The sequence below is a fragment of the Burkholderia sp. MSMB617WGS genome, from assembly GCF_001532025.2.
GTDB classification, from domain to species: Bacteria; Pseudomonadota; Gammaproteobacteria; order Burkholderiales; family Burkholderiaceae; genus Burkholderia; species Burkholderia savannae.
In genome coordinates, this window is the sequence record NZ_CP013458.1 from 1,115,857 (window position 1) to 1,130,746 (window position 14,890).

Sequence of the window (14,890 nt, forward strand, 5' to 3'; positions counted from 1 at the left end):
CGGTCAGCGGCCTTCGGGCGAGCTCAGGTCGCGAACGCCGTCGCCGACGAGATTGATCGCGAGCACCGTGATCGCGAGCGCCGCGCCCGGAATCAGGATCACCCACGGCTGGAAGAACATGTACGCCTTGCCTTCGGCGATCATCAGCCCCCACGACGGCATCGGCGCGGGCACGCCGAGCCCGAGGAACGACAGCGTCGCCTCGAGCAGGATCGCGTGCGCGATCTCGAGCGTCGCGACGACGATCAGCGCGCCCGCGACGTTCGGCAGCAGCTCGCGCAGCAGGATGTAGGGCGTCGATGCGCCGACGGCCTTCGCGGCCGCGATGAATTCGGCGTCGCGCAACTGCTGCGCGATCGAGCGCGACACGACCGCGAAGCGGTCCCACAGCAGCAGGCCGAGCAGCACGATCACGGTGGCGAGCGAGCCGCCGAGCAGCGAGGACATCGCGAGCGCGACGAGCACGACGGGCATCGCGAGCCGCGTCGTGATCAGGTAGCTGATCGCCGCGTCGACGCGGCCGCCGAAGTAGCCGGCGAGCACGCCGAGCGTCGTGCCGATGACCCCGGACAGCGCGGCCGCCGCGACGCCGATCACGAGCGACACGCGCGCGCCGAAGAGCAGGCGGCTCAGGTAGTCGCGGCCGAGCTTGTCGGTGCCGAGCGGGTAAGCCCAGTTGCCGCGCGCGGCGTCCCACGCGGGCGGCAGCAGCCGGCGCGTCAGGTCCTGGCCGTACGGATCGTGCGGCGCGAGCCACGGCGCGAAGAGGGCGGCGAGCACGGCGAGCGCGACGAGCGCCGCGCCGATCGACAGGCCCCGATGGCCGAGCAGCCGGCGTGCCGCGCGCCGCCACGCGGGGCGGGCGGGCGCGTCGATGCGCAGGGCCGGGAGAGAGTGCGAGCGCAAGGGCATGGGCCGCTCCTGTCGGACGGGAAGCTATCGGGCGCGAATGCGCGGATCGAGCGCCGCGTTCGCGACGTCGGCGAGAAAGGTCAGCGCGACGTAGAACATCGCGATGACGAGGACGACGGCCTGCACCACGGGGAAATCGTTGCGCGCGATCGCATCCCACGCGAGCTGGCCGAGCCCTTGCAGCGAGAACACCGATTCGATGACGACCGAGCCGCCGAGCATGAAGCCGAGCTCGACCGCCGCGAGCGCGACCACCGGAATCAGCGCGTTGCGCAGCGCGTGCTTGAAGACGACGCGCGCCGGGCTCAGGCCCTTCGCGCGGGCAGTGCGGATGTAGTCGGCGCCGAGCACGTCGAGCATCCCGGCGCGCGTGAGCCGCATCATCGCGGGCGTCGCGTAGTAGCCGAGCGCGACGGCGGGCAGCACGAAGTGGCGCCAGTCGTCGTTGCCGGCCACGGGCAGCCATTTGAGCCCGACCGCGAACACGAGGATCAGCGTCAAGCCGAACCAGAAGCTCGGCATCGCCTGGCCGATCACCGCGACGAGGAGCGCCGCGCGATCGATCCAGGTGTCGCGGTACAGCGCGGCGACGACGCCGAGCGGAATCGCCACCGCCACGGCGAGCGCGAGCGCGACGCCGCCGAGCTTCAGCGTGATCGGCAGGCGCTCGGCGATCAGATCGGCGACCGACGACTGAAAGAAGTACGAGCGGCCGAAATCGAGGTGCGCCGCGCGCCACAGCCAGTCCGCGTACTGCGCGGCGACAGGCCGGTCGAGCCCGTACTGGATGCGCAGCGCGTCCACTTGCGCGGCGGTCGCCTCGGGGCCGGCGATCGCGGTCGCGAGGTCGCCGGACAGATGGAGCAGCGCGAAACTGACGATCGACACGGTGAGCGCGACGGCGATCGCGAGGCCCAGACGGCGGAACAGATAAGCTGACATGGCGCGAGGTACGGATCGGTTGGGTTCGGTTCGGTTCGGTGAAGGGCGCGGCCGGATGCGGCGGTCAAGTGTCGAACGAGCGTCGATCGGCGGCGGACGGTCGGGGCGCGGCGCGCGCCGGCCGGGCAGCGGCGAATCGGGCGCACGGGCCGATCCGGCTGCGCGGGCGATCGGCGCGGCGCGCGCCGGCCTACTTCCAGCTCGCTTCGTAGAAGCGCGGCAGCTCGTCCGGATAGGCGCTGAAGTTCAGCGCCGACGCGTACGCGTAGTTCGTCGAATACGAGAAGAGCGGCGCCCAGTACGCCTGCCCGCTGATCCGCGCGAGCGCCTTCGCGTAGTTCGTCTTGCGCACGGCCGGGTCGCTCGACGTGTCGGCGGCATCGAGCCATTTCTCGACGGTCGCGTCCTTCGCGCTGTCGTCGGGGCCGCCCTTGAAGTAGACGCTGACGAACGCGGACGCGTCGTTGACCGAGAACGAGCCCCAAGCCTGGAACGTGAGCGGCGTCTTGCCCGAGCGCTGCGCGGTGCGCAGCGCCGCGTACTGCAGGTAGTGCAGCCGCGCGTTGATGCCGACCTTGCGCAGATCGCCGATCAGCGCCTCCGCGTACTCGCGCTCGCGGTACGCGTACAGATCGGTGTCGAAGCCGTTCGGGTAGCCCGCCGCCTTCAGCAGCTCGCGCGCCTTCGCGGGGTCGTAGTCGTACTTGACGACGCCCGACGTATCGCAGCCGAACTGCGTGCGAAAGCACGGCGCGTAGACGGGCTGGCTGCCGCCGCGCACGAGGCTCTTCGCGAGCGCGCCGCGGTTGATCGCGTAGTTGACCGCCTGCCGCACGCGCGCGTCCTTGAACGGCGAGTTCGGCGCGGACGCGCCCGCCGCGTCCATCGACAGATAGCCGATGCGCATCGTCTCGCCGCTTTGCACGGTGAGGTTTGGCATTGCCTTCAGCGAATCGGCCTGGTCGGCCGGCACGCGCCAGATCCAGTCGACGGCGCCCGTCATGAGCTGCGCGGAGCGCGTCTCCGGATCGGGGATCACGACGAACTTGATCGTGCCGATCCTCGGCTGGCCGAGCGGGCTGTCCTTGAAATAGTTCGGGTTCTTGACCATCGTCACGCCGACGCCCGGCGTCACCGCCACGATCCTGTACGGCCCGGTGCCGACGGGCGCCTTGCCGAACCCCTGCAGCCCGACCTTCTTGAAGTACGCGGCCGGATAGATCGGCGTGGGGCCGGACAGGTATTCGAGCGCCGCCGGGAATGGCGCCTTGAGCCGGATGCGAACCTGGTAGTCGCCCGTCTTCTCGGCGCTCTGAATCCAGTCGGTGTTCTGCCGCGTGACGACCTTCGAATCCGGCGCGACGACGTAGTTGAACGTGAACGCGACGTCGTCGGCCGTGAGCTTGTCGCCGTTGTGGAAGGTCACGTCGCGGCGCAGGTCGACGACGAGCGACGTCGGCGATTCCCACTTCCACGCCGTCGCGAGCTGCGGCTTGTACGCGCCCGTCTTCGGATCGCGGTAGATCAGCGTGTCCCACGCCATGTGCGCGATGATCACGCCTTCGCGCAGGTTGTTGTGATACGGCGATATGTTCTCCGGCTCGCTGTCGGACGCGTAGACGAGCGTGTCGTTCGTCTTGCCGGCGTGCGCGGCGGGCGGCAGCGACAGCATCAGCGCGAACGCGAGCATCGGCGCGAGCGCCGCGCGGGCGGAAAAGCGGAGGGCGGGGCGAACGGCGAACCGACGATTCATCGCAAGGCTCCTGGAAATCCGGGACGGGGCGGCCGGGCGGGGCCGCGGCGGGCATGGGGGCCACGCTCAGGAGCCAAGCGTAAACAGCGAATTTTGTTGCGACTATTATCGAAAAAATAAGTCTGCGTTGCCGAAACGGCATCGCGGCGCCGGCGATCGCGAGGAGGCGCAATGAAGCACCATCAACTGCAGGACACCGCATTGCGCTACTTCCTCGAAGTCGTGCGCGCGGGATCGATCAGCGAGGCGTCCGCGCGGCTGAACGTCGCCGGCTCGGCGATCAGCCGCCAGATCGCGCATCTCGAGCAGGTGCTCGGCACGCCGCTGTTCGAGCGCCGCTCGCGCGGGATGGTCGCGAGCGCGGCGGGCGAGATGCTCGCCGCGTATGCGTTTCGCACCGAGCTCGAGGCCGACCGGCTCGTGCAGGACATGGACGCGTTGCAGGGGCTGCGGCGCGGCCAGGTGCGCGTCGCGATGTCGGAGGGCTTCGCGATCGAGTTCGTGCCGCACGCGATCGCCGATTTCCGCCGCACGTATCCCGGCATCGTGTTCCAGGCGGCCGTGTGCGCGCCCGCCGACGTCACGCGCCGCGTGAAGAAGGGCGAGGCGGACGTCGGCGTGACGTTCAGCCGCACGCCCGAGAGCGACATCAAGGTCGAGCACCGGCAGAGCGCGCCGGTGATGGCGGTGATGCGCGGCGATCATCCGCTTGCGCGCCTCGAGCGGGTGTCGGTGCTGCAGATGAGCGCATATCCGCTCGCGCTGCCCGATCCGAGCACGACGATCCGGCAGCTGTTCGACGTCGTGTCGAGCCGCCAGAACCTGACGATCGAGCCGGTGATGGTCAGCAACAACATCGTCGCGCTGCACAACTTCGCGATCGCGTGCGATGCGATCTCGATCTCCGGCGAGGTCACGGTGCGCTCGCGGCAGGCGCGCGGCGAGCTCGCGGTGCGGCCGATCGCCGATCGCGGGATGGACGCGCGCGCGGTGGAATTGCAGACGCTCGTCGGGCGCACGCTGCCGAAGGTCGTGCAGCTCTTTCTCGAATTCCTGCGCGCGCGGCTCGCGAGCGACGGCAGCGGCAGCGGCGGCGACGCGACGTTTCATTGATGCAACGGAATGGGCGGTTGCGCGGCGCGGCGCGCAACGCGGGCGTCACGTGACATGTTCCGTAACGTCGGCGCCGCGTGCGCCGGGCCGCGCCGCCGCGGCCTTGAGGCGACGGCGTTCGCCGCGCGCGTGGCGGCTGGCACTCTTATTGCTCCTGACTGGGAAAGAACCGATTCAGGGAGCTTCACATGGGATTCGTCGGGGTCGAGCGCCGGCGCGTGCGCGTCGCAGAGCCGAATGAGATCGACGGCGAGACGCTGATCGCCGAGGTGGCGTCCGAGCCGCTCGCCGCGCACGGCGGCGCGCCGTCCGACGGAACGCCGCCGCTCACGCTGTACGGCGCATATCAGCAAGGCTTCGCCGACTATCTCGGCGGGCGCGCCAATCCGTATCGGATCGGCAGCCGCCTTGCCGGCATCTGGCACGAAGGGCACGCGGAGGCCGCGTCGAACGACGCGCTCGATTTCGCGGCGCGCGCGCGAGCGTGCTGGGGCGCGCGTGCGGCGGCGAGCCCGATCGCGTTCTTTCGCCGGCGCGGCTAGCGGGCTGCCGAAAGACGGGGGCGCGAGGGGCTCGCACGAAGTTTGGGGGGGCGCCCCGTCGCCGAAGCCGCGCCCGAAGCCGCACGAGCGGTTTGTCGCGCATGCGGAGAGGGCGACGATTTTCTCCGGCATCCCGCCCGCAGAATCCCGGCAGCGTGCCGGGGCCCGTTCACGCCGATTTCGCGCGAACGGCGGGCTGGCGCGGGCCGCCGGGCGGGTCGAGCGCGAGCGGCTTCGCCGCTCAGCCGAGCGCGCCGCCGCGCGGCAAGCCGGCGAGCGCATGCGTGCGCATCACCTTCCGATACCACAGCGTCCACATCATCAGCGCACCGTAGATCGCGCAGCCGACGAACGGCGCGACCACGAGCACGCGCTCGACCGGCCAGTTCCAGATCATCCACGCGCGCAGCAGATTCTCGGCGACGAGCCCGGTTCCCCAGACGAGCGTCATCAGCCGCATCGCCGACACGAACGCCGGCCGCTCGGCCCACAGCGCGTCGATTCGCGCGGCGCCGTCGTGCGCCTCGCGCGCGACCGTCGCCCGCGCGAGATGGAACACGAGCGGCTTGGGCAGCGCGAGCGAGCCGAGGAACGCGACGCCGATCGCGCCGGACGCGAGCGATTCGCGCATCAGCAGCATGCGCGGGCTGCCGCCCGCGAGCGCGGCGGCGATCGACAGCACGATGCCGAACAGCACGACCGCGGACAGCGCGTCGATGCGCCGGAAGCGCGCGAGTTCGATCGCGCTCCAGACGAGCGGCGGCACGGCCGACGCGATCAGGCCGCCCGTCTCGCCCCAGTGCGGCACCGCCGCGCGATAGGCGGCCCAGGGGAGCAGCAGGTTCACCGTCAGTTCGGCGACGAGACCGGGGCGTATCTTCATGGCGGCGACGGATTCCGTTGGGTTGGCCGGGGCGCGATCGGCGCGGACCGGGGAGCGGGCGCGGGCGCGCGGCCGGCCGTTCGATTCGCTTCAGGCACTGCGCTTCAGGCACCTCGCTTCGAGCACCTCGCTTCAAGCACCTATCATGCCGGATTTCGCGAGCGTCGAGCGAAACGCGCGCGCAGGGCAAGCGGGCGAAGCGCCGCGCGCGCCGTCCGAGGGGGCGCGGCGCTTCGCCCGCTTGCCGCTACGCGGGCTTGCCCTGCGCCCGGCGCTCGAAGAAGTCGAGCGCATGCTGGCGCGTCGTGATCGGCGCGACGCTCGCGGCCGGATCGTGCCCGTCGCGCCGCGACGTGCCCGTCACGAGGCTTTTCTGCAAATCGTTGAGCGGCGCGGTCGGCGGCGGATGGACGAAGTCGGTCGCCGGCGCGGCGATCGTCGGCAGATCGGTGCGCGGCGTGCTGCGCGTGAAAAGCTGCGCGAGCGTCGGCGCATTCGCGATCCGCGCGCTCTTCAGCATCCTGTCGGGCGGGATGCCGAGCCAGTCGCGCAGCGTCGCGAGGATCGACGTGTGGTCGTACGGGACGTTCGTCGGCGAGCGGAACACGGTGCCCGCCTCGATGTACGGCGACACGACGACGGCCGGCACCCGCACGCCGAAGCGATCGAAGTCGAACGTTTCGTCGCCGGGGGTGCTCGCCGCGTCGGGCGGCGTCGCGTTCGTGGGCGGCCGCACGTGATCGAAGCAGCCGCCGTGCTCGTCGTAGGTCACGACGAGCAGCGTGCGCGGCCAGCCGGGCGATGTGCTGAGCGCCATCCAGATGCCGTGCAGGAATGCGTCGCCCGCGCTCACGTCATGCGGCGGATGCTGGTCGTTCGGCTCGAACAGGAAGCTCGGCTCGATGAACGCGTACTGCGGGAGCGCGTCGTGCTTGCACGCGGCGACGAAATCCGGGAAGTGCCTGAAGCGATCGGCGTACTTGTCGTCCCACAGCGTCGGAAACATCGTGTGCGTGAGCGACGGCGTGACGAGCGTGTCGCTGTACACCGCCCAGCTCGCGCCGATCGACGACAGCGCGTCGAAGATCGTCGGCACGTTCCATTCGAGCGGATCGGGGATCTCGCCGTTGTTCACGCGCCCGTTCGACGTGCCCGCGTGCGCGAACGCGCGGTTTGGCCAGGTCTGGCTCGGCACCGACGCGAACCAGGCGTCGGACACCGCGTACGCGCGCGCGAGCGCCGTGAGCGTCGGCAACTGCGCGACGCTGTGGCATTGCATCACGTGGCCGGGATCGGTCGTCTGCGTCGTTTCGTAATTGACGACGAAGCCCTGCATCGGCGGCCACGGCGCTTGCGCGTCGCGCGGGCCGAGGATCTGGCTCGTCACGTTGACGAACGTCTCCTGCGGATCGGGAATCACGCTATTCGTTGCTTCGAGCGTGACGGCGATCGGCTTGCCGGACTTCGACGGATTCGACATGCCGGGCTTCAGGCCGTCGAACTGCGGCGAGCTGCGCGCGGGCAGCACGTGCGCGGGCTGCTGCGTGCCGGGCGGGTAGAGCCAGCCGAGCATCGTGTCGAACGAGCGGTTCTCGAACATCACGACGACGACGTGCTCGACGTTTTCCAGGATCTTCGCCACGATCTTCTCCTTTTTATGCGCGGACGGCGTCGCTGGCCGTCGCGCGCCTTGCTTGACGAGCGCAACGGATGGATTAGGTATATCCGATATTTCGGGAAAAACAAGGCGGCGACGAAATCGTCGCCGGCGCGCAATTCCCGCTCCCGCTCCCGCTCCCGCTCGGCGCGGCCGAGCCGGCCGGCGCTGTCGCGACGCCGGCGCGGCGAACGATCCGATCGCCACGCGCGGCGGCGTTTTCGCGGCCGCGCAGGGCCGCGCGGCGATCCGCCCCGCGTCATGCACCGCAGAGCGCTCGGCGCTCGTGAGCGCCGAGCGGACGACGCATCTCAGCGGCGGCGCGGCCCGGCCGCACGAGACGATGCGCGCGGCGCGCGATGGCGCGGGCCTAGCAGGCTGTTGAAAACGACTTTGAGGGGTGCTTGCAGACGGTTTCGCGGGTCGTCTGCCGCTTCCCGAAGTCGCGCGAGCGGCTTGTAGCGCGTTTTACGAGGTCGGAAATTGTCAGCCGTAGTCCTCGCGAGAGAATTTCAGCAGCCTGCTAGCGGTGTTCGCGCCGCAGCCGCGCGATCGCCTGCCACGCGCAGCCGGCCGTCGTGCCCGCGATGCCGAGCATGACGATGAGCACGCCGAGCCCGAAGCCGGGCGGCATCTCGCCGGAATCGGACGGAAACGGCTTCGCGAGCAGCGCGCACGCCGTGCCGCCCGCGATCAGCGCCGCGCACGCGAGCCAGTACCCGCGCCCGCGCGTTCGCGCGAACGCGCCGCGCAGCGACCAGCCGAGGCCGAACAGATACAGCAGCGCGAGCGCGCCGAGCCCGGTCCATTCGGCGAATGTCGTCGCGCCGGCTGCGGCGGCGAGCGTGGCGGGAGCGGTCATCGGAGCGGCACCTCTTCACCTCTACGGGGCGGGAAAAGCGGAAAGACCGGCTATCTTAGCGAATCGCGCGGAGCGCGCGCGGGACGCGCGCCTTGCCCCTGTCCCGCGCGCGGCTACGCCAGCGGAATCATCGCAGCGTGTCTAGAATCGACGCTTTCCGACCGACGAGGAGCAGCACGATGAATTTGGAGTTCGTAGCCCCCGCATCCGCCACAGCCGCGGTCACCGCAACGGACCCTGCCGCGCTTGCCGGGCGGCTCGACCGCGTGTTCGCGACGGCGCTCGCCGAGCGGCGCGTCGTCGGCGCGGTCGCGCTCGTCGCGCGCGATGGCGAAGTCGTCTATCGGCGCGCGCACGGGTTCGCGGAGCGAGAAACGCGGCGGCCGATGCGCGAGGACACGCTGTTTCGCCTGTCGTCGATCACCAAGCCGATCGTCACCGCCGCGGTACTGCGCCTCGTCGCCGACGGCCGGATGGCGCTCGACGCGCCGATCACGCGCTGGCTGCCGGCGTTCGCGCCGAAGCTGCCCGACGGCCGCGCGCCCGCGCTGACCGTGCATCAATTGCTCGCGCACACGGCGGGGCTCAGCTACGGGCTGCTCGAAGAGCCCGGCTCGATCTATCACGCGCTCGGCATTTCCGACGGCATCGATCTCGTCGACTTCGATCTCGAGGAGAACCTGCGGCGCATCGCGGCCGCGCCGCTCGCGTTCGAGCCGGGCAGCGCATGGCGCTATTCGCTCGCGCTCGACGTGCTCGGCGCGGCGATCGAGCGCGCGACCGGGCTCGAGCTGCCCGACGCGGTCGCGCAGCTCGTCACGACGCCGCTCGGGATGCGCGACACGGGCTTCGTCGCGGCCGATCCCGCGCGCTTCGCGGTGGCGTACGCGAACGCCGCGCCGGAACCCGCGCGGATCACCGACAACCTCGACGTGCCGCTGCCCGACGGGCAAGGCGTCGCGGTGCGCTTCGCGCCGTCGCGGGCGTTCGACGCGTCGGCGTTTCCGTCGGGCGGCGCGGGCATGTACGGCAGCGCCGACGACGTGCTGCGCATGCTCGAGACGATCCGCACGGGCGGCGACGGCTTCCTGCCCGCCGCGCTCGTCGACGCGATGCGCACCGATCACACGGGGCCGGCCGCCGAGACGCGCGGCCCCGGCTGGGGCTTCGGCTACGGCGGCGCGGTGCTGTCCGATCCGGCGCTCGCGCAGTCGCCGCAAAGCGCGGGGACGCTGCAATGGGGCGGCGTCTACGGGCATTCCTGGTTCGTCGACGCGGCGCGCGGGCTTACCGTGCTGCTGATGACGAACACCGCGTATGAAGGGATGTCGGGGCCGTTGACGGTCGAGGTGCGCGACGCGGTTTACGGCGGGTGATTCGCGGCCCGCCTTTGCGGTGCGCGCGGCGCGAAGAAGGACGGCGCTTGGCCTCGCGGCGGCGGGCGCGGGCGGCGTCGGCGGTCCGGGCGGCGGCGGCTTGGGCCGTCGCACGGGGGCGAACGCATCGCGGCGACGCTGACGCACTCGCACGCCGCGCCGAGTCGCGTCAAACGGAACCGAGCCGAGCGGGCCGACCCGACCCGACCCGAGCCGACCCGAGCCGAGCCGAGCCGAGCCGAGCCGAGCCGAGCCGAGCCGAGCCGACCCGAGCCGACCCGAGCCGAGCCGAGCCGAGCCGAGCCGAGCCAAACCGGGCCAAACCGAACCGAACCGGGCCGGGCCGAACTGAGCTGAACTGAGCTGAACTGAGCCGCCCCGAACCGAACCGATCCGCGCCGCCCGCTCGCCTGCGCCCGCCGCCGGAGCCGCCCGCGTCCGTCGGCGCCCGCGCCGCGCGAGCCCTTCTCCGGCGCCGCGGCTTACCGCGGCGGCTGGCCTTCCGGCCCCGCATGCTCGGGCGCGCGATTGAGCAGATGCGTGCGCGTGTCCGCCGCGAGCGACACGTAGCGCTCGTACTGCCGCAGCACGTCGGCGATGATCTCGTCGCCGCGCAGATACTCGATGTCGTAGCCGAGCCGCCCGTCCGCGAAGAACGTCAGCACCTCGTACACGTGCTCGCGCTGCGGCTCGGGCTCGGCCGCCTCGCGGATTCGGAACGCGGGCGCGGACTTGCGCGACACCCGCGCGCCGTACACGAAGTCGCGCTGCGCGGGCGCGGGCACCGTGAGGCGCACCGCATCGTCGTCGTCGCGCGCGACGTGCGCGTCGACGCCGCCCGCCTTCAATTCGTCCGCGACCTTGCGCAGCGCGGGCTCGACTGTCCGCTCAACGAACTGTCGCGCCTCGGCGTCGGTCGTCTGCCGCAGGATATGCGACAGGCGGTGCCGCCAGTGCTGGCCGGTCCAGAAGCTCGTCGCGGGCGCCATGTCCTGCGAGTAGTGCGCGTGGTCGGCCTTCAGGCCGCGCCAGAGCCCGTAGCAGAGCGCGAGCATCACGAGCGCGACGGGCAGCGCGGCGACGAGCGTGAGCGCCTGCAGCGCCTTCAGTCCGCCCGTGACGAGCAGCACCGAGGCCGTCACGCCGAGCACCGCCGCCCAGAAGAGCCGCTGCCACACGGGTGAATGCGCGGCGCCGCGCGTCGCGATCGCGTCGATCACGAACGCGCCCGAATCAGCCGACGTCACGAAGAACACCGCGATCAGCACGATCGCCGCGATCGACAGCAGCCGCGTGAGCGGCAGGTAGTCGAAGAAGCGGAACAGCAGCGCGTCGACGTTGGATGCGGTCTGCGCGAGCGCGCCCGCGGCCGCGTGCGTGTCGAGCCAGATCGCGCTGTTGCCGAACGCGGTCATCCAGACGAGGTTGAACGCGGTCGGCACGAGCAGCACGCCGATCACGAACTCGCGGATCGTGCGGCCGCGCGAGATGCGCGCGATGAACATCCCGACGAACGGCGACCACGACACCCACCACGCCCAGTAGAGCAGCGTCCAGCCGCCGAACCAGCCTTGCTCGTTCGGCGTCTCGTACGCGTACGTGCGAAACGACAGCGACACGAGCTTCGACAGATATTCGCCGAGGTTGTCGCCCATCGCGCGCAGCAGGAACGACGTCGGCCCCGCGACGACGACGAACGCGAGCAGCGCGAACGCGAGCATCAGGTTCAGCTCGGACAGCCGGCGCACGCCCTTGTCGAGCCCGCTCGCGGCGGAGAGCCCGGCGAGCGCGACGACGACCGCGACGAGGCCGACGCGGAACGCATCGCTGCCGGTGTCCCAGCCGGCGACCGTATGCAGGCCCGCGCTCAGCTGCAGCACGCCGTAGCCGAGCGTCACCGCGATCCCGGCGAGCGTGCCGACGAGCGCGAACGCGTCGACCGCGTGGCCGATCCAGCCGTTCACGCCGTCGCGCAGCACCGGATAAAGCCCCGAGCGCAGCGTGAGCGGCAGGTTGTAGCGAAAGCCGAAATACGCGAGCACGAGGCCCATCACGCCGTACGTCGCCCACGCGTGCAGGCCCCAGTGGAAGAACGACATCAGCATCGCCTCCCGCGCGGCGGCGGGCGTGCCGCCCGCGGCCGTCGGCGGCGACAGGTAATGCTGGATCGGCTCGCCGACGCCGAAGTACATGAGGCCGATGCCCATGCCGGCCGCGAACAGCATCGCGGTCCACGACACGAAGCTGAATTCGGGCTCGGCGTCGTCCGGGCCGAGCTTGATGTTGCCGAAGCGGCTCGCCGCGATCAGCACGAGGAAGATCAGGAAGGTCGTGATCGCGAGCACGTAGAACCAGTCGAAGCGCGTGACGATCCACTGCTGGCCGGCGCCGAAGAGCGCGCCGGCTTCGCTCGGCCGCAGCGCGCAGGCAGCGAGCAGCGCGCCGATCGCGGCGAGCGACGGCACGACGACTTGCGGCTTGAGCGTCGTGCGCGGCGTAGGTCGGGATGAGGGCATGAGCGGATCTCCGGAAAAAGGACGCGTCGCGGGGCGCGCGCCGCGGCGGCCGAGCCCGGCATGGGGACGATGTGGACGGCGCGGAGGCGGCGGCGCGCGCGAGGCGCGGGGTGGAGGGGCTGCAACGGCGAGGATGCAGGCCGAAACTGACGAATTGTAAGCTATTCGATGAAGTTGCCTGACAATGCGCGCGCGGATCGCGCCGCGCGCCCTGTGGCGCGGGCTGGCGGCGCTCGCCCGGAGGCAGTGCAAACCCCGATGAAAATTTATTTTTTCTCTTCTTCCTATTGTGTAAATTTACTTTCATCAATCAGCGCATCGTCCCGACCGCCGAATGTCCAGTTCCAGCCCGACCGTCACACCGCTCGACGCCGAACCGTCGATCGCCGCGCGCATCGCCGCCGCGCTGCCGTCGCTCACGCCGATCCATCGGCGCATGGGCGAGTACGTGCTCGCGAATCCGTTCCGCGCGGCGACGATGCGGATCGACGAGCTCGCGAACGCGGTCGACGCATCGATCGCCACCGCGAACCGCTTCGCGCGCGCGCTCGGCTTCGACGGCTATCCGGCGCTGCGCGCGGCGCTCGTGCGCGGCTTCGAGGCGACGCTCGCGCCCGTCGAGCGGCTGCGCTCCGCGCAGGAGCGCGAAGCGGGCGCGCGCGGCGGCGAGCTGATCGACGCGAGCTTCGAGCAGGCGCTCGCGAACCTCGATCGCACGCGCGGGCGGCTCGATCGCGCGAACGTCGAGGCGGCCGTCGATTCGCTGCTCGCCGCGCGCCGGATCTTCCTCGTCGGGATGGGCGCGAGCGCGTTTCTCGCCGGGCTGATGGAGCACGGGCTGTCCGTGTATCGCGACAACGTGCACTCGCTCGCGCTGCTCGGCGGCCCGACCGACGCCGCGCGGCGCCTGTTCAACGCGCGCGGCGACGATCTCGTCGTCGCGATCGCGTTTCCGCGCTACGTGCACGACACGATCGAGCTCGCGCGCCGCGCGGCCGAACGCGGCGCGCCGGTGCTCGCGATCACCGACGGGCCCGACTCGCCGATCGCGCCGTTCGCCACGCGCGCGCTCTTCGTGCACGCGGAGCGCCGGCTCGCGGCGACGTCCGAGGCCGCGGTGCTCGCGTTGCTCGAGGCGCTGATCGACGCGGTCGCGCATCGCTCGCAGCGCTCCGCGCGCGCGGCTGCCGAAGTGACCGAATTCATGCTGCCGTGGCTCGAGGCGCGGGGCGCGTGCGTCGCGCCGCCGCGCCCGCCGCGCCGTTCCAGGAAAACCGACCGATGACTTCACCCTCAACCGCAATCGTTGCGATTCACGGCGGCGCAGGCACGATCCTGCGTCAGGCAATGACGGCCGACGCCGAAGCGCAGTACCGCGCCGAGCTGAACGCGATCCTCGCCGCCGCGCAGAAGGTGCTCGCCGAGGGCGGCAGCGCGCTCGACGCGGTCAGCGTCGCCGTGCGGATGCTCGAGGATTGCCCGCTCTTCAACGCAGGGCGCGGGGCCGTCTACACGGCCGACGGCACGCACGAGCTCGACGCCGCGATCATGGACGGCGCGACGCTGAAAGCGGGCGCGATCTGCTGCGCGACGCGCGTGCGCAACCCGGTGCTCGCCGCGCGGCGCGTGCTCGAGGCGAGCGAGCACGTGATGTTCGCCGGCGCGGGCGCCGACGCGTTCGCGGCCGCGCAGGGGCTCGAGCTCGCGGAGCCGGGCTACTTCGACACCGAGTTCCGCCGCGCGCAGTGGTTGAAGGCGCGGCAGGCGGCGGGCGCGATGCTCGATCACGACGCGGCGACGGCGTTCGCGTTCGGCGACGGCGACGGCAACGGCAGCGGTAACGGCGCCGTCGCGTTCGCGCCGCAGCCGCTCGATCCGGACCGCAAGCACGGCACGGTCGGCGCGGTCGCGCGCGATCTGCACGGCCATCTCGCCGCGGCGACGTCGACGGGCGGGATCACGAACAAGCAGCCGGGGCGCGTCGGCGACACGCCGATCATCGGCGCGGGCTGCTACGCGAACGACGCGACGTGCGCGGTGTCGTCGACGGGCACGGGCGAGATGTTCATTCGCCTCGCGACCGCGTACGACGTGTCCGCGCAGATCGAATACCGCGGCGCGTCGCTCGCGTCGGCCGCGTACGACGTCGTGATGAACAAGCTGCCGCGGATCGCGGGGCGCGGCGGCGTCATCGCGATCGACGCGCGCGGCAACCTCGCGATGCCGTTCAACACCGAGGGGATGTACCGCGGCTACGCGCGCGTCGGCGAGGCGCCCGTGACCGCGATCTACCGCGAGGAGGCGGCGTGACGCCGCCAGCCGCGCAGACACAGG

At 71.2% G+C, this 14,890-nt stretch carries 12 protein-coding genes; 5 read left to right on the forward strand and 7 right to left on the reverse strand.

What is annotated here, in order from left to right:
* Positions 1–3: 3 nt before the first annotated feature.
* From WT60_RS25440 to WT60_RS25450, 3 genes are all read right to left on the reverse strand, one after another.
* The gene (locus WT60_RS25440) at positions 4–912 is read right to left on the reverse strand and encodes an ABC transporter permease (protein ID WP_060356075.1); all 909 of its coding nucleotides are present in this window, start codon (positions 910–912) and stop codon (positions 4–6) included.
* Between the two features lie 24 nt (positions 913–936).
* A complete protein-coding gene (locus WT60_RS25445; protein WP_038749530.1) occupies positions 937–1,854 on the reverse strand; it encodes an ABC transporter permease in 918 nt (305 codons plus the stop codon).
* A gap of 190 nt (positions 1,855–2,044) precedes the next feature.
* Positions 2,045–3,607 (reverse strand): ABC transporter substrate-binding protein, encoded by a 1,563-nt coding sequence (locus tag WT60_RS25450; protein ID WP_059579060.1) that lies wholly within the window; start codon positions 3,605–3,607, stop codon positions 2,045–2,047.
* Positions 3,608–3,778: 171 nt separating this feature from the next.
* On the opposite strand from WT60_RS25450, the gene WT60_RS25455 reads away from it, so the two are divergent.
* Positions 3,779–4,720, forward strand: a complete 942-nt coding sequence (locus tag WT60_RS25455) for a LysR family transcriptional regulator (protein WP_060356074.1) — start codon at positions 3,779–3,781, stop codon at positions 4,718–4,720.
* A 188-nt stretch (positions 4,721–4,908) separates the two neighbouring features.
* On the forward strand, positions 4,909–5,262 hold the full coding sequence (locus WT60_RS25460; protein WP_038749525.1) for a hypothetical protein: 354 nt from the start codon (positions 4,909–4,911) through the stop codon (positions 5,260–5,262).
* 241 nt (positions 5,263–5,503) lie between these two features.
* Here the strand turns inward: WT60_RS25460 and WT60_RS25465 are convergent, their stop codons facing one another.
* The 3 genes from WT60_RS25465 to WT60_RS25475 form a co-directional block, all read right to left on the reverse strand.
* Positions 5,504–6,145, reverse strand: coding sequence for a VC0807 family protein (locus tag WT60_RS25465; protein ID WP_060356073.1), 642 nt, complete (start codon positions 6,143–6,145; stop codon positions 5,504–5,506).
* Between the two features lie 247 nt (positions 6,146–6,392).
* Positions 6,393–7,787, reverse strand: a complete 1,395-nt coding sequence (locus WT60_RS25470) for an alkaline phosphatase family protein (protein ID WP_060356072.1) — start codon at positions 7,785–7,787, stop codon at positions 6,393–6,395.
* 538 nt (positions 7,788–8,325) lie between these two features.
* The gene (locus WT60_RS25475; protein ID WP_038749518.1) at positions 8,326–8,664 is read right to left on the reverse strand and encodes a hypothetical protein; all 339 of its coding nucleotides are present in this window, start codon (positions 8,662–8,664) and stop codon (positions 8,326–8,328) included.
* 179 nt (positions 8,665–8,843) lie between these two features.
* On the opposite strand from WT60_RS25475, the gene WT60_RS25480 reads away from it, so the two are divergent.
* Positions 8,844–10,040: a serine hydrolase domain-containing protein gene (locus WT60_RS25480; RefSeq protein WP_060356071.1), complete on the forward strand. Its 1,197-nt coding sequence runs from the start codon at positions 8,844–8,846 to the stop codon at positions 10,038–10,040.
* 482 nt (positions 10,041–10,522) lie between these two features.
* On the opposite strand, the gene WT60_RS25490 is transcribed toward WT60_RS25480, so the two are convergent.
* Positions 10,523–12,556 carry a BCCT family transporter gene (locus WT60_RS25490; protein ID WP_038749513.1) on the reverse strand — a complete coding sequence of 678 codons (2,034 nt, stop codon included), beginning with the start codon at positions 12,554–12,556 and terminating at the stop codon, positions 10,523–10,525.
* Positions 12,557–12,890: 334 nt separating this feature from the next.
* Here WT60_RS25490 and WT60_RS25495 point away from each other — a divergent pair, with 334 nt between their 5' ends.
* Positions 12,891–13,841 carry a MurR/RpiR family transcriptional regulator gene (locus tag WT60_RS25495; protein WP_038749510.1) on the forward strand — a complete coding sequence of 317 codons (951 nt, stop codon included), beginning with the start codon at positions 12,891–12,893 and terminating at the stop codon, positions 13,839–13,841.
* Complete coding sequence (locus WT60_RS25500) at positions 13,838–14,866, forward strand: isoaspartyl peptidase/L-asparaginase (protein WP_059670874.1); 1,029 nt, start codon at positions 13,838–13,840, stop codon at positions 14,864–14,866. Before WT60_RS25495 ends, WT60_RS25500 begins: the two co-directional genes overlap by 4 nt.
* The last annotated feature ends 24 nt before the right edge of the window (positions 14,867–14,890 follow it).